Here is an 18,990-nt window from a genome sequence, read left to right as displayed (position 1 = left end):
AGGGAGTTATAATTAATTCAACGTTACTAGGTTTTAATTATGCAGACACAAGGGGCGAAAGAATCCGCTGTCCACCTGAATCTTTATGAAGCGGATTTTTATGCCTGGACTCAACAACAGGCTAATTTATTACGTTATCAGCTATGGAATCAAGTTGATTTAGTGAATTTAATTGAGGAAGTTGAATCTTTGGGGAGAAGGGAACGCCAAGAATTAAGAAATCGTCTGATTATTTTAATTGGACATTTACTCAAGTGGGAATATCAATCATCAAAACGTAGTCGCAGTTGGTTAGCAACTATTCGGATTCAACGCCGGGATATCATAAAATTACTGAATGAAAATCCTAGTTTACAGTCTTCTCTAGAAGTAGCACTTCAGGAAGCTTATGAAAATGCTAGGGATTTAGCATCAGCAGAAACCAATTTACCGTTATCAACCTTTCCTCCTCAATGCCTATATTTATGGGAAGATTTAATTAACTTAAACTTTTATCCTGGTGACGTTGCAAATGATGATTTGATGCAATAATCGGCATTGCTAAATTAAAATATGAAATTGGAAACTCACAAATTTCAAACTTTGCGCCTTTGCTTCTTTGCGTCTTTGCGCGAAACATAATTCATTATTCTCCCAACTTTTCAAACAACTTCGCTAACATCACATTAGAAAATATAAAACCATCGGGATCGCTAAAACGCAACCTATCCCCAACAATCTTCACCCAACCCTGAGCAAAGTATGGTTGCAAACAGCTTTGAATTCTCTCAACTTGATGATTACCAAAGTTTGTTGCTAAGGAATTTAAACTGATTCCTTCGGCTAACCGTAACCCTAACATGAGAGTTTCTAACAAAACATCTGCCTGTGGTGTGACTTCACAATCAATCACAGCACCATTTTTTAACCATTGGTAATATTCCTGGGTTTTGCGAGGACGGGTGAAGCGTTTACCTTGTATATAGCTGGCTGCACCCATACCAAAGCCATAATAGGGGCGATTTTGCCAATAAACTCGATTATGTTGGCATTGATGTCCTGGTTGGGCATAATTGGAAATTTCGTAATGTTCGTAACCAGCATCAGTTAAGGTTTTTTGCCCCATTTGATACATTTTGACGGTGGTTTCATCTGTGGGTAACGGATGATCTCCCGGTTTGTAATAACGATTGAAGGCTGTTCCGGGTTCAATGGTCAGGTCATAGATGGAAATGTGAGTTGGGGTGGCTGCTACTGCTTGGATTAAGGAATCTTGCCATTGTGCTAAAGATTGATACGGTAAGCCAGAAATCAAGTCTAAGCTAAATTCGGGAATCTCGACTTGGTGAATTAACTCTATAGCTGTAAATATATCTATAAGGGAATGCGATCGCCCAGCAGTTTTTAACAATTCTTCTTGGAAAGCTTGGACACCCAAACTCACGCGATTTACTCCTAAGCTACGATAACCAGCGATATGTACAAAATCAAACGTCCCTGGGTCAATTTCCATAGAAATTTCTACCCCAGAGGCAATGCCAAATCGCTGTTCTAAGGTTGTCAATATAGATTGCAACTGTGCTGTTGATAATAGTGAAGGAGTACCACCACCAAAAAAAATTGTTTCTAAAGGTTGACTATAAGTTGGTGCAATCCTGATTTCTTGACATAAAACTTCAACATATTCGCCAATTGTCCCAGAATTTTCGCCCCGTGAGTTATTCCCGACCACAAATACCGGAAAATCGCAATAAAAACATCGTCGCCGACAAAAGGGAATATGCACATAAGCAGAACTGGGAATCCCCCAACCAATATCTTTTTGACTCATTTTGAACAATAGTGAAGTTAATTTGATTTGACTGTTAAAAATAATGAAAATGAGGAGTTTGTTTACAACTTTTCATCCTTTTTCCCTAAAAATAAAAATAATATGCAGTAAAAACGCTTTAGTTATAATGTTGGCATATTCTGTCTGCCTGAGCAGCTAAGATGATTCCATCACTAAAAAGGACTCAAACAAGCATACTTTACTCTATCGAATAAATATCGTTGTAGGAACACAACATAACCATGCTGGATGTCATTATTATTCTCTCATTTATCTTGGCAGCGGCGGGAATAGGTTATTTCAGCACTGATCTACTCCCCCCTGGTACTCTTGATGGAGTTAGTGATTTAGATGCCTTACGCCTAGTTTTCGCTGTCTTTGCTGCCATTATCGGTGGTGCAGTTGGGCTGAGTTTCCAGACTACATACCGTCGGCTAGAGTCACAAGTCCGGGAAATGCCCCTAGAAGTCATTCTCACCCGTGCCATTGGCTTAGTAATTGGGCTATTACTCGCCAATCTGATGTTAGCCCCGCTATTTTTATTACCCATTCCCCCAGATTTTGGTTTTATCAAACCTCTTGTTGCGGTTGTTGGCAGTATTATCCTCTCTGTTACAGGAATGAACTTAGCAGATACTCACGGACGGGGTTTGTTAAGATTAATTAACCCCAATACTGTGGAAAGTATGGTGGTGGAAGGAACTCTTAAACCTGCTAATACTAAGGTTTTAGATACTAGCTGCATTATAGATGGCCGGATTGAAACATTACTAGAAACAGGATTTCTAGAAGGATTAATTCTTGTCCCCCAATTTGTTTTACAAGAATTACAACAAGTAGCCGACGCGAGTAAGGATCAAAAACGGGTGAGGGGAAGAAGAGGATTAGAAATTCTCAACCGCATTCGGGAAAATTATCCCGAACGCATTTTAATCAATCCTGTGGACTATGAAGATACTGCCACTGTTGATGCTAAATTGGTGCGTTTTGCTCAAGAAATCAATGGCACATTACTCACCAATGATTACAATTTATCGAAAGTTGCTAGTGTGCAAAAAGTTCCAGTTTTGAATGTTCATGATTTAGTCAATGCTGTTCGTCCAACTTATTTACCTGGTGATTATCTTGATTTGAAAATTCTCAAAGAAGGAAAAGAACCAACTCAAGGAATTGGCTATTTAGATGATGGCACAATGGTAGTAGTGGAAGAAGGTAGAGGTTATGTTGGTGGTGAATTGCGAGTAGTAGTTACCAGTGCTTTACAAACTTCTGCTGGAAGGATGATTTTTGCCAAACCCCAAGCTTCCGCATTAGCCTAAGGAATATGGCACGGAAAATTAGAGTTAAATTATGTAAATCGGTGTGGGGAACTGCACCGATTTTGTTGATTAAGCTGAATGCTTGTATTTGGCTGATCAATCTCAAACAGGGTATTGTTATCTAATTAATATTAGAATACGAATAGTAGTTGGTAAATAAATTTAAACATGAAGACCATCTTATCAAGTGAAAAAGCATTTATTATTCGGACTGAGCGAGGACTCACAATTGCGGGAACGCGCATCACCCTTTATGATGTAATAGATTTGATCAAGGCTCAGTATCCTCCGAAGTTAATTCGAGATAAATTCAATCTCACAGATGAACAAATTAGTGCAGCTTTATCTTACATTGAAACACATCATACTCAGGTAGAAGCTGAATATCAAGAAGTTCTACAAACTAGAGAAGAAATTTATCAATACTGGGAAGAACGTAACCGCGAACACTTTGCAAAAATGGCAGCAAAACCACAAAAGCCCGAAAAACAGGCTCTTTGGGCGAAACTTGAGGAGCAAAAAGCCCAACGTACCTCAATAAAGCCATGATATTTTTAGTGGATTACAATCTTGATGGATACGCTGTAGTTTTGCTGGGAATCTTGGCGAAAAACGGTTGGCTTGAGTTACTATCTATTCGTTTTGTCACATTTCGAGAAGCGGATTTATCAATGGATAGTAATGACCGCGCAGTTTGGTGTTATGCTCAAGCAAATCAAATGATGATCCTCACCGCTAATCGGAATATGAAAGGTGAGGATTCATTAGAACAAGTAATGCGTGAAGAAAATACACCAACTTCATTTCCTGTGATTACAATTGGGAATCTTGATCGCATTGACGAATATGATTATCGAGAACAATGTGTTGATCGTATAGTTGAGATTATCATAGATATTGATAATTATTTAGGAGTAGGTCGGCTTTTCATTCCATAAACATCATAAAACAGTTTCATAATTGGTTCAGTGTCAGATATTTGATATTCTCTGATTATCATTATGGTGTTTTTACAGGTTTGATATTTTTGGCTTTATAAAATGTTTCTAAACTATCAGTATCGCCGACAAAACGCCAATGCCAAGGTTCATAACTCACACCTTGAAGATTATTTTTCGGAAAGGAAATTTCAAAACTAAACTTAGCCGCATTAGCCTGTAACCACTGATAAGCTTTGGTATTATCAAAATTGGCTTGGAGATTAGTTGCTGGGACTGTGCCATCGCCAACATCCACCGCATAACCTGTATGATGTTCACTATGATTTGGTGGTGCGCTGAGGGCTGCTCTTTCGGCTGGGGTTTGATTCCGCTGTGCGCCTACACCGAAAAATAACTGCTTTTGCTCTTGTACAGAACGAAAGCCAGAAATTGGAACTAAAATTACACCCGCACTTCTAGCGGTTTGTACCATGGCTTGAAACTTGACAGCGGCAGATTTTCGCATTCTGATTCTACTGTCACCGGTAATTGGGGCTAATTCTGATTCTGGTGCTTCTGAATAGGGAAAATGTCCCAACACTGTATCATTATTATTTGGGGTATTAGCGGCTATGGGTGTAGAACTAATTGGTGCAGCTACAGAATTAGCATTTGGCTTAGGTGTTGTCAGCGAAAACAAAAAACCACTGGTGATAGCCAGTAGCAAAAATCCTGTTAATCCACCTGTAATCAAAACCACAGGTTGGACTTTGATCTTACTTCCTGCATCATTTGTATCGCGTAAAGCCACTGGGATATCATCACCAGAGAGAGGGTAGGAATTGTGCGGTTTTTTAGGAAACCCAGCTTTATTCAAGTTTTTGCTCCTGTTTGTGTTTAATAGTTAGTTAAAGAAGAAATGAGTTTTTTTAATTCTTAATGTTGAATTATGGTGTAATTTTGATAAATCTTTTAGAACTATATATCAAGTTAGTGGGATTAATCCTAGTGGGATTTATACTGGGACGTAAATTGCCTAACAATACTTCCACCTACGTAGGTCAATTTCTCTATTGGGTGGGAGTACCTATAAGCATCATCGGTTTTTTACTACAAACAGATTTATCAGGACAGATTTGGATTGCACCGATAATAGCTCACTTGGCAATCTTTCTGGGGGCATTATTAGCTTGGTTAAGAATCAAAGCCCAAGCCCATTTCATTGATTCAGTTCCCCCCGCGACAACTCAAGGTAGTTTGATTCTAGCAGCAATGGTAGGTAATACAGGTAATTTGGGTTTTCCCATTACTTTAGCAATGGTAGGTAAAGAATATTTTGCCTGGGCTTTATTTTACGATATGTTGGGTTCGCTGTTTGGTGCTTATGGTTTAGGTGTGTTTCTTGCTGCTAAGTTTGGTAATAATACCCAAAATCAGATGCAAATAGCAAAGGTAATTTTGATTAATCCGGCTCTATGGAGTTTTGGATTTGGCTTATTATTACATCAAGTTGCGCTTCCCTCTCCAGTGGTATTTTGTTTGGAAAAATTGGCTTGGGGTGCAGTTGCTTTATCTTTGATGTTAATTGGAATGCGACTTTCCCAACTAAAATCTTGGCGAAAATTACCACAAGCGGGGAGTAGTGTGTTCATTAAAATGCTATTAGTGCCGATGATTTTAGGTAGCACTCTCTCATTTTTTGGTGTTACTGGTAATGCAGCACAGGTGATAGTTTTGCAAATGGGTATGCCTCCAGCTTTGGCTACATTGGTAATAGCAGAAACCTTTGATTTAGATAGAGATTTGGCTGTTACTGCTTTAGCTATGGGGATGATAGTTTTGTTGTTTACTCTTCCTGTTTGGTTATGGTTATTTTAACAAAAAGTGAAAAAGTAGAGACGTTACATGAAATGTCTCTACAAAAATTCTGGATAATATTTGGATTATGTGACTACTAAATTCAGCTTTTTTGCCAATTCCGCAGGATTAATAGATTCGTAATGTTCAAAAGGTTGATGAATCCAAGGATTATCAGCTAGATAATCAACGTGGTAGTCAGGAACAACAACTGAACAAGCTTTATACCAAATTACAGCAGTGCGAATTTCTTGAATGGGAAAATCATGATGTTTCTGTAGCCAGGGAACTGTTTCTTGAATAGTGATACCAGAGTCTACTAAATCATCTACTAGCAAAATCCGTGAACCTAAATTTTCGCTAGTCATGGTTAATCGATGAGAAATAATTAAATTACTTCTTTCATGTGTACCCGCGCCGCTGTAAGATGAAGTAGATAAAATTGCTAATGGTTGATTGTATATGCGGGAGAGAATATCTCCTACTCGCAGTCCCCCTCTAGCTAAACAGACGATTTGGTTAAATTCCCAACCCGATTGATAAATCTTTACAGCCAGTTGTTCAATTTTGTGGTGATAATCTGACCAAGAAATGTAAAGGTCTGACATAAGAGTAAAATAAGTGTGTTAATAATTGTTAGTTATCTATTGTCAATTGTCAATTCATAAGGGTGTAATTTATGCTTAAAGATAATTCTCATAATAACGATTTTCACCAATCTCTGTCCAGTGAAAAATTAGATTTTAAAACTAAATTAGCTTATGGTGCGGGAGATTTGGGTCCTGCGATTACTGCAAATATTGCTGTATTTTACATGATGGTTTTCTTTACCAATGTGGCAGGAATTCCAGCGGGTTTGGCAGGTAGTATTTTGATGATTGGCAAAATTTGGGATGGTATCAATGATCCTATGGTGGGAATGTTGACTGATAAAACCCAATCCCGGCGCTGGGGTCGTCGTCTACCTTGGCTTTTATATGGGGCAATTCCTTTTGGATTTTTCTTTTTCTTGCAGTGGATTGTCCCCCAATTTACTGCTGACAAAAGTAGTAATATTTGGTGTTTATTTTGGTATTATGTAGTAATTGGGATTGTATCTCAGGCATTTTATACTGTTGTGAATTTGCCTTATACAGCCATGACTCCTGAGTTAACTCAAGATTACGATGAACGGACTAGTTTGAATAGTTTTCGGTTTACGTTTTCCATTGGTGGCAGTATTTTATCGTTGATTTTATCAAAAATTATTTTCTCACAAATTAGCGATCGCCAACAACAATATTTAGTTTTAGCGGCTGTGTGTACCGTAATTTCGGTTTTATCTTTGTATTGGTGCGTTTATGGGGTGCGCGATCGCATTTTAGCTTTTGAAGCTAAACGGATTTCTTTGCCACAAGAAGCCGAAATTCCCTTTTTTGAACAGCTAAAAATTGTCTTTAGTAATAAACCTTTTCTGTTTGTAATTGCGATATATCTTTTTTCTTGGTTAGGTGTGCAAATCACAGCCAGTATTATTCCCTATTTTGTCGTTAACTGTATGAAACTTAAAGAGGGAGATGTCCCCACAGTCATGATTGCAGTGCAGGGAACGGCTTTATTTATGTTATTTATTTGGAGTTATTTAAGTAAAAAGATTGGCAAAAAAATCGTTTATTTCTTAGGAATGAGTTCCTGGATTATTGCGGCTGCTGGATTATTTTTCTTACAGCCAAATCAAGTTGGTTTAATGTATGTTATGGCTGTAATGGCAGGTATGGGAGTTTCTACAGCTTATCTAATTCCTTGGTCAATGATCCCTGATGTGATTGAATTAGACGAATTGCAAACTGGACAACGACGGGAAGGTATTTTCTATGGTTTCATGGTTTTATTACAAAAATTTGGTTTAGCTTTTGGGCTATTTTTGGTCGGTAATACCTTACAAGCTTATGGTTTTAAAGAAGCGGTTGCTGGACAAAGTTCTTTACCTGTACAACCTGAATCTGCACTTTTAGCCATTCGTATCGCTGTTGGACCAATACCAACCGTTTGTTTAATTGCCGGGTTAGTTTTAGTCTACTTCTATCCCATTACCCGCGAAATGCACGCGGAAATCATGTTAAAACTGCAAGCACAACGGCAGAGAACATAAACCCGAATTTCTCACCAATAAATATTATGGCTTTTTATGTAATGTTAATTAAAGTTAATGAAGATGATCAAGGTGTTACTTATAACTTCGGTAGTGATCCTGAACATTTAGGTAAAATTCGTCTTGATAAATATGATGGAAAAATTCAAGAAGTTGAAGCTGTTAATAGTGAAAATTATCACCATATTTTAACAAGAGCAATGGTTAAGTTACGTCAACATTGGAAAGCGGGTACTTTTCCTGATCATACTTGTTGGGCTTCTTAGCTGTGATGGTATCACAAAAAAGCGATCACTTGAACTCCTTTCATCAAATAAGCGATCGCTTTCTCAACGCATAACCAAAAAGCGATCACTCTCCACAAAACCACACCCAAACAGCGATATTGAGTCACCTTAGAAGGTGAAAATTTTTCAGTTTATCACTAGTCTTCTTCGGCTTGGAGGTCGCGGAAAGAATACCTTTTTTCTGACGATCTATCAAGTCTTTCAACAACATCTACAACGACTTGACGATTCACCATAGATCCAATTACATCGTCAATTTCCTCTTTAACATCATAAATTTTCTTATTTTCACCATTTACCTTAACTTCAATCCAATCATTATCTAGTTGTAAGCCACGTAATGTACCACGCAATTGAATAATCTGCTGCTCAGAAAAAATTGGAGAGATTGAGTCCGTCTTTTTCAACACGCTAGTAATAACTTTGCGAGTATCAGGAATAATAACTACGGGAGGTTCTACAAGATTATTCGCTGACTTTATCTCAATTTGACTAAACGATTTTCCTGTTGCTGGTGGTGCGAGTTTTCTAGTTAATTTCAAAAATGTATCTCGATATTCTTTGTCAGGTACTATCTCCACTAGTTTACCTTCTGGATCTTGTGTAGCCCCTCCAACAACTTCCAAGAATTTTTTAGTTATTTGTTCTACCTGCAATTCCATATCCTTCATAAAAGGAAAGCTTAATTGCTCTTGAGGTTTACGAACACGTACAGCAAATTGATAACTCCCCGGAGGAGCTTGCAAAAGCCAAGGGTTACATAAATTTTTAACTTCTGGAGATGGAGCGCCACCCTTACGAAATTCCTTCTCCAAAAGCCATTCTGTTGTTCGATAAAAAATATTACTAATATCTTTTACTTTATCTAAAATAAGATCCAGAGGCGCACCACCATAAATAACTTCACCACCACTTACTGAAACTAGCACCTCACCTTCAAGAAATTCAATACCCGATTTTGCAAGAGATTCCTCAAAACGGATGACCTGAATAAGCTCTTCTAGTTGTTCTACTGCAAAAGGTGGTAACAGTTCAGTAGCCAAATATCTATGAGCAATTCGTTTTGCTTGCTTAAATTCACGAGCCTTGAAGTAGAGAGATGCACTACTAACCGCTGTAATACCAATTGTTCTGGTCTTATTATGAGCAAGATCCTCTAATGCACACACCTCTGCATCAGCCGCAAGACAGTATAATTCAGCAGCACGGTTAAATTCTCCCCGTCTACCTAAATCTTCTGCTTGACTTGCGTACTTTTCACTACGAGTGTGATGCTCTAACCAACTCATGATGATTCATCTACCGTTTGAAGTAAAATTAATTGTGCGCGAAATCCAACCACGGCTGCTATGGCGGGTATATTACTGTTCCCTTGTTTTGTTTGCTCAACCTTTTGTTTAAGGCGATTTTTTACTATAGATTTATCAAGACTTGTCCCTGATACCTCAAGTCTGAACCAATTTTCCAAATCTTCCATATCTTCACCAATCGGAGCGATATAATAATCAGCACCAGTGAGTCTGTCTGCACGCTTTATAGCAAACATACCTCTTAATAATTCTGTAGCTGCAAGTGCTAAGGCATAAGCTCCGAAGCAAGTTGCATCATCAGTATTCGCCCATGTTGCCTTAACTCTGTCATCTGCCGAATCCCATTCCACCTTTGCCATAGATTCTACTTTATCGTTCTCCAAAGTAAATTCCTTGGGCGAAATGTGGTGTTTATCAAGGGAAACTCTTGCAGCTTCTAGATAACTACCGGCAACTGGGGGCGTAAGTGCGTAATGTCGATTAGCCATGTCTTGCAGAGGTAGCAAGGGTAGATTGTTGTCAGTCAATGTTTCCCCCATATAAATGAAGTATTTTTGTAATAGAGTAGTCTATTACACTTATTTAATAGTATAAGGTAGGCAATGTGCAAGAGGTGATCACATTTTTTTTCCTGTGAATTTACCCCTCCAATATCTCTAACAACTGTTGGTAAAGCGATACCTTCATTAGTCTGCGCTAATACGCTATGAATCTATACCCAAACAGCGATAGGGAAATCACTTACTCAGAAATCATCAAAACGTCTCTAAGCAACAGCAAACTCCGTCAATTTACGAGTTTCTGGATCATGAAAAGCCAAAACAATATCCTCTTTGGGTACACCTTCCTTCAATAACTCCGTTGCAATTCCTTCCTCAGTCCAATCTTCTTCAATGTAAATCTTCTCATTCTTAATGCGAATATGGACAGAAATTCCCTTAATTCTTTCCTCAGTTGTCCAACCAACTTGAAACCATAAATATTGATCTCTTTGCTCATCAAAAGCTAAGAGCATTTCTATATTATCAGGAGATGCAGAGGAAAAAAGTTGATGATATTCTGTTAAGATTTTTTTGATTAAAAATCGGTAATTTTCTAACTTATCCATTTGGTAATAACCTCCTTATCTGTATCTACAATGATTAATTTAAGTTGGTTTTCATCAACAACAACTTGGATAGTTTCATCAAAATTAGCTTTATAAACAAGTTGACCAAGTGCTAAGTAAATCTGATGGTCTGGTGCGGTTCTTTTAAGATAATTACGGTAAATGATATACTGACCTACAGCCCTTTCTAAATCATAAATAAATGATGGATTTAGAAAACTTTTAACTTCTATCACTATTTTCTCATCACCTTTTTGAGCAGATAATGGACGTTCAGCACCTAGATCAGCAACAAGTCTTAATTTTCTATAAATTATATAATAAGGATCAGCCGTAATTGTCCAACCATCCTTAATTAAAGCATTTTTGACCTGCTTTTTCTAATAATTTAATTAATTCCTTGGGTCTTAAAGAAGGTATATTTTTAGGCATAAACCTTCCTTAATTCATAGATTTCTGATTGTTTTTCTTTTTCTTTTTCCTCAACTAATAAAAATTCATGTAATTCATCTATAGAAATAGGAGATTTATAAATATTATCTTCTGATTCATAAACATCTTCAAAAGATTCTATTGCTTCCTTTAATTTATTAACTGCATCTTCTTGAGTATCTCCCTGTCCAACAATACCATTTTCTAAACACAAACCCACCCAATAACCGGAACTTTGTCTGAGAACAACTGTGTAAAAGTTCATTTTTGTTTACCTATGGATTATGTATAAGCATTTTCTTAACATCAGCTAAAGATACGGAAAGACTATCTTTCTCTTCTTCCTTAGCATCCCGTAAATCTCTTAAATCTTCCAAATCTTCTAACAATTCCGTAATCTTCAAAAATTCCTCATAAGGTAAAACTGCAAATTGTTTTTGACCATTTTTTGTTAAAAACTCAGGATGTAATTCAATCATTTTTACACCTCTTTATATTCATAAGATTTTCTCCATTAATCATCTGCTAAAGTTTCCAACTCATCGGAAATTAAATTTTGCCAATCTTCATCACAATGGGAATGCAAATGAATAGAAGCTACCAGCAATTCTGAGAGAATTTTACCCTTTTGGCGATCGCTTAACTCAGAAAGTTGTAATTGATTAACCAGAGAAATCACATTTTGGCATTCTTCCTGTAATTCCATTAGTAACTGATTAAGCGTTGAGTTTTCACTGGTAATTTTTAGTTTTGCGAGTGTCATTAGTTTTTCCCCAATCTTTTTAACGCTTGTTTTATCCCTTGTTCAAAAGCTATGATTTCCTTTTCCCAATGATTAATCAAACCCGGATCTGGAAAATCCTTCTCTAATTCTAGCCTGATTTTTTCTTTGTGTTCAGCAATACGAGATTCCAAAGATGATATTGCTTTCTTAAAATGACTCTTCCCCATAAAATATAAATTATAACATTCAGGTGAGCCATCAAGACTCACCCTAATCTACATTATACCAACAAAGCCTGTTCCTCCTTACTAATCACCCTCCCTTCATTCTCAAAACCAGCAATTTGATCAAAGTTCAAATAGCGATACAAATCATCAGCAAAAGGATGAATTCTTTCAGCCACAATATCCAAATATTCCTGCACATTAGGAAGCCTTCCCAACAACGCACAAACGGCTGCTAATTCCGCCGAACCTAAATACACTTGAGCGCCTTTACCCATGCGATTATTGAAATTACGAGTTGAGGTAGAAAACACAGTTGTATTATCATCAACTCGCGCCTGATTTCCCATACATAAACTGCATCCGGGTATCTCAGTTCTCGCCTTTGCAGCTACGAAAACATCATAAACACCTTCCGCCTTTAATTGGTGTTCATCCATTCTTGTAGGAGGTGCAATCCACAACCGCGCTTTTACATCTCCTGCACCTTCTAAAACCTTCGCAGTTGCTCGATAATGTCCGATATTTGTCATACAAGAACCCACAAAAACTTCTTGTACAGGATCATTGGCAACTGCCGATAATAACTTAACATTATCTGGGTCATTGGGAGCAGCTACAATTGGTTCTGTGATTTGGCTTAAATCAATTTCAATTATTTCTGCATATTCGGCATCAGCGTCAGCAGATAATAATACTGGATGATCTAACCATTCTTGCATTTTTGCCACCCGGCGCATGATAGTTCTGGCATCACTATAACCCCGTGCTACCATATTAGTTAAAAGGGCAATATTGGAACGTAAATATTCCGCAATTGTTTCTTCGCTTAATTTAATTGTACAACCAGCACAAGAACGTTCTGCGGAAGCGTCAGTTAATTCAAAGGCTTGTTCAACTTTCAAATTTGGTAAACCTTCAATTTCCAAAATCTTGCCAGAGAAAACATTTTTCTTGTTCTGCTTCTCGACAGTTAACAAACCTTTTTGCATAGCCACATAAGGAATGGCATTGACAACATCCCTCAGCGTTATTCCTGGTTGTAATTCCCCTGTAAATTTGACCAAAACTGATTCTGGCATATCCAAAGGCATGACACCCAAAGCACCAGCAAACGCTACTAAACCCGAACCCGCAGGAAAGGATATACCCAAGGGGAAGCGAGTATGGGAATCTCCACCTGTACCCACGGTGTCGGGTAATAACATCCGGTTTAGCCAAGAATGAATGATACCATCACCAGGACGCAACGCCACACCACCACGGGAGGAAATGAAGTCGGGTAATTCTTGGTGGGTTTTAATATCCACAGGTTTGGGATATGCGGCTGTATGACAGAAACTTTGCATTACCAAGTCTGCACTGAAACCTAAACAAGCGAGTTCTTTCAATTCGTCTCTGGTCATTGGGCCTGTAGTGTCCTGAGAACCCACTGTAGTCATGATTGGTTCGCAAGATGTCCCCGGACGTACTCCAGGCAAACCAGCGGCTTTCCCGACCATTTTCTGCGCCAATGTGTAGCCTTTTCCGCTGTCCACTGGGGCTTGAGGACGGATAAATAATGTGCTGGGCGCTAAACCCAATGCTAGACGGGTTTTATCGGTGAGGGTACGCCCAATTAGGAGGGGAATGCGTCCACCTGCGCGAACTTCGTCTAAAATGGTGTCAGGCTTGAGGCTGAAGGTGGAAATTACTTCTCCTACGGCGTTGAGAACAGTTCCTTTGTAGGGATAAATGGTGATTATGTCACCGGTTGCCATTTTGCTGACATCGCATTGAATGGGTAATGCACCGGCATCTTCGGCTGTGTTAAAAAAGATGGGAGCGATCGCACTTCCTAAAATATAACCTCCCGCCCGTTTGTTTGGCACAAAGGGAATATCATTGCCCAAATGCCATAATACAGAATTGATTGCAGATTTACGAGAAGAACCTGTACCCACGACATCACCAACGTAAGCAACAGGATGACCTTTTTGCTTCAACTCTGCAATGGTTTCTAAACTTCCTGGTTGACGAGTTTCTAACATCGCCAAAGCGTGTAAAGGAATATCTGGTCTGGTTGTAGCGTGGGTTGCTGGTGATAAGTCGTCAGTGTTGGTTTCTCCGGGAACTTTGAAAACGGTAACGGTGATAAATTCTGGTAATGTGGGACGCAACGTAAACCATTCTGCTTCTGCCCAAGAGTTTACCACTTGTTTAGCGTAGGGGTTGGTTTTGGACAATTCCAAAACATCATGGAAAGCATCATACACCAACATAATTTTGCTGAGAGCGTTGGCTGCATAAGCGGCGATTTGTTCTCTTCCTTCTCCTCCCATTACCAAGGGTGTTTCTGAAGAAGTTGATACAGAGGTGCTGGAAACTTGGAGTAAATCAATTAAGGATTGAACGTTGTAACCACCAATCATCGTTCCCAGTAATTCTACTGCGTCAACTGGTGAAACTAAAGGACTGGTAATTTCTCCTTTAGCAATCGCAGTCAGAAATCCAGCTTTTACATAAGCAGCTTGATCTACTCCAGGGGGAATGCGATCGCGTAATAAATTTAATAATAACTCTTCTTCGCCTGTAGGTGGATTTTTCAGTAATTCACACAATGCTGATGTTTGTTGTGCGTCTAAGGGTAAAGGAGGAATACCCAGTTGGGCGCGTTCAGCAACCTGTTGACGATATTCTTGTAGCATGGTTTAGATTGTGATCCTGTAATGTCTTGCTTTCTTTATTTTATTGTAAAGGGAATGTTACAAGAGTTACTGATAAACGGAATTTGTAATCCAAGAGCAATTATAATTTCGGAAGAATATTATCTATGGAGTTGCTACTATCCCAAAAATATGTTCTAATTACAACTTACTACTGAAATACATAAACAAATATAAAAAAGGAGTAAATTAAATTCATGTTAATTGAATTTCAAGTCGGAAATTTTCTATCTTTTAAAGACACAGTGACTTTTAGTATGGTTGCTTCTGATATTAATAGTCAAGATCCAGAATTAGATGAAAATAATGTATTTTCAGTTAATGAAGAATTGAAGTTACTAAAAACAACAGCTATTTATGGTGCTAATGCAAGTGGAAAGAGTAATCTTGCCAAAGCATTTAGTTTTATGAGAAACTTTGTTATTAATTCTTCTAAAGAAATGCAATTCACAGATAAGATTCCAGTTGAAACTTTCCGACTTAGTACAGAAACAGAAGATAAGCCATCATTTTTTCAAACAACTTTTTATCTAAACAAAAAAACTTACAAATATGGTTTTAAAGTATCTCAAGATAAAGTAGTCGAAGAATGGCTATTTTTTCAGAATAATATTAAAGAATATCAACTATTTCAAAGAAATGGCAACAAATTTAAAATAAGTAAAAAATCTTTTCAAGAAGGATTTAATTTAGAAGAAAAGACTAAGCATAATTCTCTTTTTATTTCTGTTGTAGCACAATTTAATGGCAAAATTTCTGCTGAAATAATCAAATGGTTTGCTAATTATCAAGTTGTATCTGGTTCAGGAACACAGGATGATTTGTATAGAAAATTTACTTTAAAATTGTTTGAATCTCCTTTAATTAAAAAAGATAGTATTAAATTAATTAAAGATTTAGATTTATCAATTCAAGATATCAATATTAGTAAAGAAGAACTATCTTTAGAAAATTTATTTAGTATTCAAAATTTATTTAGTATTCAAACATCTCACGAAAAATATAATGAAAATGGTGAAATAATTGGATTTGAAAAATTTGACTTAGAAAAAAATGAATCTGAAGGAACAAAAAAACTATTTTATTTCTCCGCATTACTTTTAAACGCTTTAAGATATAGCCAAGTTTTAATTATAGATGAATTGGATGCAAGATTACATCCTATCATTACTCATAAAATTATTGAGCTATTTAATTCAAAACAATATAATCCAAAATCAGCACAGCTTGTTTTTATGACTCATGATACTAATTTGCTTAATCCTAATCTGTTTGGTAGTAGATTATTAAGACGAGATCAAATCTGGTTTACAGAAAAAAATCAACAAGGAGCAACTGATTTATATTCTTTAGCTGAATATGATGATATCGCAGAAGATGATCCATTGGAAGCAGATTATATTCGCGGAAGATATGGAGCAATTCCCTTTATTGGTAATTTTAAAAATTTATTATCTAATGATTAAAAATGGCAAGACAAAATTCAAGAAATAATTCAATGTATTCTCAAAGAAAAGTAAGTGGTAGATCAAAAGGAAAAACATTTTTGATTCTTTGTGAAGGGGAAAAAACTGAAAAAAATTATTTTGAAGGGTTTCAAAAAATAGCACGCGCTAATAAAACTGCATATATTACTATTAAAGGATTGGGTGCGGTAGGAATAACAGTTGTTACAATAGCTAAACAGTTAAAGGAACAAGGTAATTATGGAGATGATGAGGTTTGGTGTGTATTTGATAGAGACTTAAAATATGAAAATAATAATCAGCAAAATTTTAACGCAGCGATTAGATTAGCTATAGAAAATCAATTAAATTTAGCTGTTTCTAATGATGCTTTTGAATTATGGTTTTTATTGCATTATGAATATTATCAAAGTGAAACTCATCGAAGTGAGTATGAAAAAATGCTAAGTATAAGATTAGGTGAAAAATATGAAAAAAATTCCGAAACTATGTATGAAAAACTAAAGGATAAAGAATCTAATGCTATTAATTTTGCTAAAAAACTTTGGTTAAACCATTGTAATTTACATGGAATAGATGATCCTAATCCTGATAAATTAACCGTAAAACAAAGAATAATAATACACAATATTAATCCATCAACAACAGTTTATCAATTAGTGGAAAAACTTAATGAAGTCATTTTTACAAAACCACAATAAGAACTCAAATCTGGAAATCCTTAAATCCTGATTCTGACAATATGCTATAATCTACCTAATGATTTAGGAATTAATTCAATGCTACAAATCAATAAGAATTATGTTTTAGATCAAAATCAAAAACCAATTGCTGTACAAATCCCTATGACTGAATTTGAACAAATAGAAGAAATTTTAGAAAATTATTAGCAAAACTGATGAAATTTTATCTGGTTCTACCGTTCCCCTTATGATCAAACATCCTTTTAATATATCCAAAACCATTGGTGTTTTTGAAAATATTAAAACCTCAAATCCAATCGGTGTAGGGGTTTCAGGGATATTTTACCGAAAATATCATAAAGGGAGCGGTAGAGCCTTTTATCTAAACATGAAGCTTTAAAATATTTAGAATTACTGAAAAATAACCATGTGGAAAGTTAAATCAACAAAAGCGGAAGATCCCCGACTTCTCCTTTAATGATGTCAATAAGTGATGAATCAATCGTAGAAATCGGGGAGATAATACTTACACTAAAAGTTATTTATGCCTTGTTTGATGCCATTGCCAAGCGTGAGAAACGATATCCTTAATACCTGGATATTGAGGTTGCCAATTCAAGATTTTTCTGGCTTTTTCACTTGTACCAATTAAAGCTGGAGGATCTCCAATCCGGCGATCGCATTCCTGCACTGATATTACCATACCTGTGACATCTTCCGCCGCAGCAATCACTTCTCGAACTGAAAAACCGTTACCATTTCCTAAGTTAAAAACTTCGCTTTCACCACCATTTAATAAATATTCTAACCCCAAAACATGGGCATCTGCTAAATCATTTACATGAATATAATCCCGAATACAAGTACCATCAGGAGTAGGATAATCAGTTCCGAAAATACTAATAGCTTCTCGTTGACCTAATGCTGTTTGTAATACTAAAGGGATTAAATGGGTTTCGGGATGATGATCTTCTCCTAATAATCCTTGGGGGTTAGCACCAGCAGCATTAAAATAGCGGAAACGCACTGATTTAAAATTGTATGCCACATCAAAATCAGTTAATATCCTTTCTACCATTAATTTAGTTGCCCCATAGGGATTAATGGGATTTTGGGGATGATCTTCTGTAATCGGAATAAAATTCGGTACACCATAGGTGGCACAGGTAGAAGAAAAGACAAAATTCTTAATAGAAGCTGCTAACATTGATTCTAATAGTGTCAGCGTTCCTAAAACATTGTTGCGGTAATATTTAGCCGGATCTGTTACAGATTCACCTACATAAGCATAGGCGGAAAAGTGCATAACTGCGGCAAAATTACGACTCTGAAAAAGATTATCTAATAAAAGGCGATCGCTTGTATCCCCTTCGATCAATTCTACCCGCAAAACCTGTTCTACCAAATCCCGATGTCCATACACCAAGTTATCAAGAATTACCACCTCATAACCGGCTTGCTTGAGGGCTAACACCGTATGAGAACCAATATATCCTGCTCCCCCCGTTACCAAAATACTAGGCTTTCCCGCTGACATAGTTTCTCCTTGATGGTTCTTTTATTAATCTAATTTAGCCTAATATTATTTCCTTTTGAACATGAAATTTATTCTTTGTTGTCCAGAAGTTGCATGAGTAGAGATTCTCCACGCTATAAAATTTATTTAGCACACCTTTACATAAAATTGGTATAACTTTAATGATTATAGAAAATAGCCAATTGACAATTTCATCATTTAATATTAAAATGTGGGAAAATAAATAAATTATTAAATAGATATAAAAAATGCAAAATACATCAGAGTTTTATTGTGCTTATTGTGGAGAAGTAAACGTAACTTTTATTGATTTCAGTGCCGGAATGCAACAAAACTATATAGAAGATTGTCAAGTTTGTTGCCGTCCTAATATTTTGTATATCAGGATTGACGAAGACACACTAGATATTGAAATAGATACCGAATATGATGGTTAAATAATTGGGAACAGCCTCACAAAAAATGGCTCAAAAAAGA

At 36.6% G+C, this 18,990-nt stretch carries 22 protein-coding genes and 1 pseudogene; 10 read left to right on the top strand and 13 right to left on the bottom strand.

Going from position 1 to position 18,990, the window contains the following annotated elements:
- Positions 1 to 39 precede the first annotated feature (39 nt).
- Positions 40 to 531, top strand: a complete 492-nt coding sequence (locus AN490_RS19965) for a DUF29 domain-containing protein (RefSeq protein WP_300006592.1) — start codon at positions 40 to 42, stop codon at positions 529 to 531.
- A gap of 94 nt (positions 532 to 625) precedes the next feature.
- On the opposite strand, the gene hemW is transcribed toward AN490_RS19965, so the two are convergent.
- Positions 626 to 1,810 carry a radical SAM family heme chaperone HemW gene (hemW, locus tag AN490_RS19960; protein ID WP_300006591.1) on the bottom strand — a complete coding sequence of 395 codons (1,185 nt, stop codon included), beginning with the start codon at positions 1,808 to 1,810 and terminating at the stop codon, positions 626 to 628.
- A gap of 242 nt (positions 1,811 to 2,052) precedes the next feature.
- On the opposite strand from hemW, the gene AN490_RS19955 reads away from it, so the two are divergent.
- The 3 genes from AN490_RS19955 to AN490_RS19945 all read left to right on the top strand — a co-directional run bounded on the left by AN490_RS19955 (position 2,053) and on the right by AN490_RS19945 (position 4,067).
- Positions 2,053 to 3,129 (top strand): PIN/TRAM domain-containing protein, encoded by a 1,077-nt coding sequence (locus tag AN490_RS19955; protein WP_168651991.1) that lies wholly within the window; start codon positions 2,053 to 2,055, stop codon positions 3,127 to 3,129.
- Between the two features lie 168 nt (positions 3,130 to 3,297).
- Entirely contained in the window at positions 3,298 to 3,678 is a 381-nt protein-coding gene (locus tag AN490_RS19950; RefSeq protein WP_168696014.1) for a DUF433 domain-containing protein, read from the top strand.
- A complete protein-coding gene (locus AN490_RS19945) occupies positions 3,675 to 4,067 on the top strand; it encodes a DUF5615 family PIN-like protein (protein ID WP_039201951.1) in 393 nt (130 codons plus the stop codon). Before AN490_RS19950 ends, AN490_RS19945 begins: the two co-directional genes overlap by 4 nt.
- A gap of 61 nt (positions 4,068 to 4,128) precedes the next feature.
- Here AN490_RS19945 and AN490_RS19940 read toward each other — a convergent pair whose 3' ends face one another.
- Positions 4,129 to 4,926 (bottom strand): M15 family metallopeptidase, encoded by a 798-nt coding sequence (locus AN490_RS19940; RefSeq protein ID WP_300006590.1) that lies wholly within the window; start codon positions 4,924 to 4,926, stop codon positions 4,129 to 4,131.
- An 83-nt stretch (positions 4,927 to 5,009) separates the two neighbouring features.
- Here AN490_RS19940 and AN490_RS19935 point away from each other — a divergent pair, with 83 nt between their 5' ends.
- Positions 5,010 to 5,927: an AEC family transporter gene (locus tag AN490_RS19935; RefSeq protein ID WP_300006615.1), complete on the top strand. Its 918-nt coding sequence runs from the start codon at positions 5,010 to 5,012 to the stop codon at positions 5,925 to 5,927.
- 65 nt (positions 5,928 to 5,992) lie between these two features.
- Here the strand turns inward: AN490_RS19935 and AN490_RS19930 are convergent, their stop codons facing one another.
- Positions 5,993 to 6,514 (bottom strand): phosphoribosyltransferase, encoded by a 522-nt coding sequence (locus AN490_RS19930; RefSeq protein WP_300006589.1) that lies wholly within the window; start codon positions 6,512 to 6,514, stop codon positions 5,993 to 5,995.
- A gap of 71 nt (positions 6,515 to 6,585) precedes the next feature.
- Between AN490_RS19930 and AN490_RS19925 the strand changes: the two genes are divergently transcribed.
- Both AN490_RS19925 and AN490_RS19920 read left to right on the top strand, forming a co-directional pair.
- Entirely contained in the window at positions 6,586 to 8,037 is a 1,452-nt protein-coding gene (locus AN490_RS19925; RefSeq protein WP_300006588.1) for an MFS transporter, read from the top strand.
- Positions 8,038 to 8,063: 26 nt separating this feature from the next.
- Positions 8,064 to 8,303 (top strand): hypothetical protein, encoded by a 240-nt coding sequence (locus tag AN490_RS19920; RefSeq protein ID WP_300006587.1) that lies wholly within the window; start codon positions 8,064 to 8,066, stop codon positions 8,301 to 8,303.
- Between the two features lie 158 nt (positions 8,304 to 8,461).
- Here AN490_RS19920 and AN490_RS19915 read toward each other — a convergent pair whose 3' ends face one another.
- The 9 genes and pseudogenes from AN490_RS19915 to acnB form a co-directional block, all read right to left on the bottom strand.
- Entirely contained in the window at positions 8,462 to 9,613 is a 1,152-nt protein-coding gene (locus tag AN490_RS19915; RefSeq protein WP_271792309.1) for a hypothetical protein, read from the bottom strand.
- Complete coding sequence (locus AN490_RS19910) at positions 9,610 to 10,122, bottom strand: hypothetical protein (protein ID WP_300006586.1); 513 nt, start codon at positions 10,120 to 10,122, stop codon at positions 9,610 to 9,612. The genes AN490_RS19915 and AN490_RS19910 overlap by 4 nt, the downstream gene beginning before the upstream one ends.
- A 278-nt stretch (positions 10,123 to 10,400) precedes the next feature.
- Positions 10,401 to 10,742 (bottom strand): XisI protein, encoded by a 342-nt coding sequence (locus AN490_RS19905; RefSeq protein WP_168651985.1) that lies wholly within the window; start codon positions 10,740 to 10,742, stop codon positions 10,401 to 10,403.
- Positions 10,730 to 11,107, bottom strand: a pseudogene (locus tag AN490_RS19900) (element excision factor XisH family protein); the annotation flags it as partial. The gene AN490_RS19905 and the pseudogene AN490_RS19900, both read right to left, overlap by 13 nt.
- A gap of 59 nt (positions 11,108 to 11,166) precedes the next feature.
- Positions 11,167 to 11,439 (bottom strand): type II toxin-antitoxin system HicB family antitoxin, encoded by a 273-nt coding sequence (locus AN490_RS19895; RefSeq protein WP_300006585.1) that lies wholly within the window; start codon positions 11,437 to 11,439, stop codon positions 11,167 to 11,169.
- 10 nt (positions 11,440 to 11,449) lie between these two features.
- A complete protein-coding gene (locus tag AN490_RS19890; RefSeq protein ID WP_053538042.1) occupies positions 11,450 to 11,653 on the bottom strand; it encodes a hypothetical protein in 204 nt (67 codons plus the stop codon).
- Positions 11,654 to 11,688: 35 nt separating this feature from the next.
- Positions 11,689 to 11,937, bottom strand: coding sequence for a hypothetical protein (locus tag AN490_RS19885; RefSeq protein WP_053538041.1), 249 nt, complete (start codon positions 11,935 to 11,937; stop codon positions 11,689 to 11,691).
- A complete protein-coding gene (locus AN490_RS19880) occupies positions 11,937 to 12,125 on the bottom strand; it encodes a hypothetical protein (protein WP_053541180.1) in 189 nt (62 codons plus the stop codon). The genes AN490_RS19885 and AN490_RS19880 overlap by 1 nt, the downstream gene beginning before the upstream one ends.
- A gap of 53 nt (positions 12,126 to 12,178) precedes the next feature.
- A complete protein-coding gene (acnB, locus tag AN490_RS19875; protein WP_300006584.1) occupies positions 12,179 to 14,809 on the bottom strand; it encodes a bifunctional aconitate hydratase 2/2-methylisocitrate dehydratase in 2,631 nt (876 codons plus the stop codon).
- 215 nt (positions 14,810 to 15,024) lie between these two features.
- On the opposite strand from acnB, the gene AN490_RS19870 reads away from it, so the two are divergent.
- Positions 15,025 to 16,293, top strand: coding sequence for an ATP/GTP-binding protein (locus tag AN490_RS19870; protein ID WP_300006583.1), 1,269 nt, complete (start codon positions 15,025 to 15,027; stop codon positions 16,291 to 16,293).
- Positions 16,294 to 16,295: 2 nt separating this feature from the next.
- Positions 16,296 to 16,994, top strand: coding sequence for an RloB family protein (locus AN490_RS19865; RefSeq protein ID WP_300006582.1), 699 nt, complete (start codon positions 16,296 to 16,298; stop codon positions 16,992 to 16,994).
- 520 nt (positions 16,995 to 17,514) lie between these two features.
- On the opposite strand, the gene galE is transcribed toward AN490_RS19865, so the two are convergent.
- Positions 17,515 to 18,513, bottom strand: coding sequence for a UDP-glucose 4-epimerase GalE (gene galE / locus AN490_RS19860; protein ID WP_213719536.1), 999 nt, complete (start codon positions 18,511 to 18,513; stop codon positions 17,515 to 17,517).
- A 248-nt stretch (positions 18,514 to 18,761) separates the two neighbouring features.
- On the opposite strand from galE, the gene AN490_RS19855 reads away from it, so the two are divergent.
- Positions 18,762 to 18,950 carry a CPXCG motif-containing cysteine-rich protein gene (locus tag AN490_RS19855; protein ID WP_148761195.1) on the top strand — a complete coding sequence of 63 codons (189 nt, stop codon included), beginning with the start codon at positions 18,762 to 18,764 and terminating at the stop codon, positions 18,948 to 18,950.
- Positions 18,951 to 18,990 lie beyond the last annotated feature (40 nt).

It is taken from the genome of Anabaena sp. AL09, assembly GCF_001672255.1.
In the GTDB taxonomy this organism is placed as follows: domain Bacteria; phylum Cyanobacteriota; class Cyanobacteriia; order Cyanobacteriales; family Nostocaceae; genus Dolichospermum; species Dolichospermum lemmermannii.
Note: the sequence above shows the minus strand (reverse complement) of the source record. Positions and strands in the feature narration are given on the sequence as shown.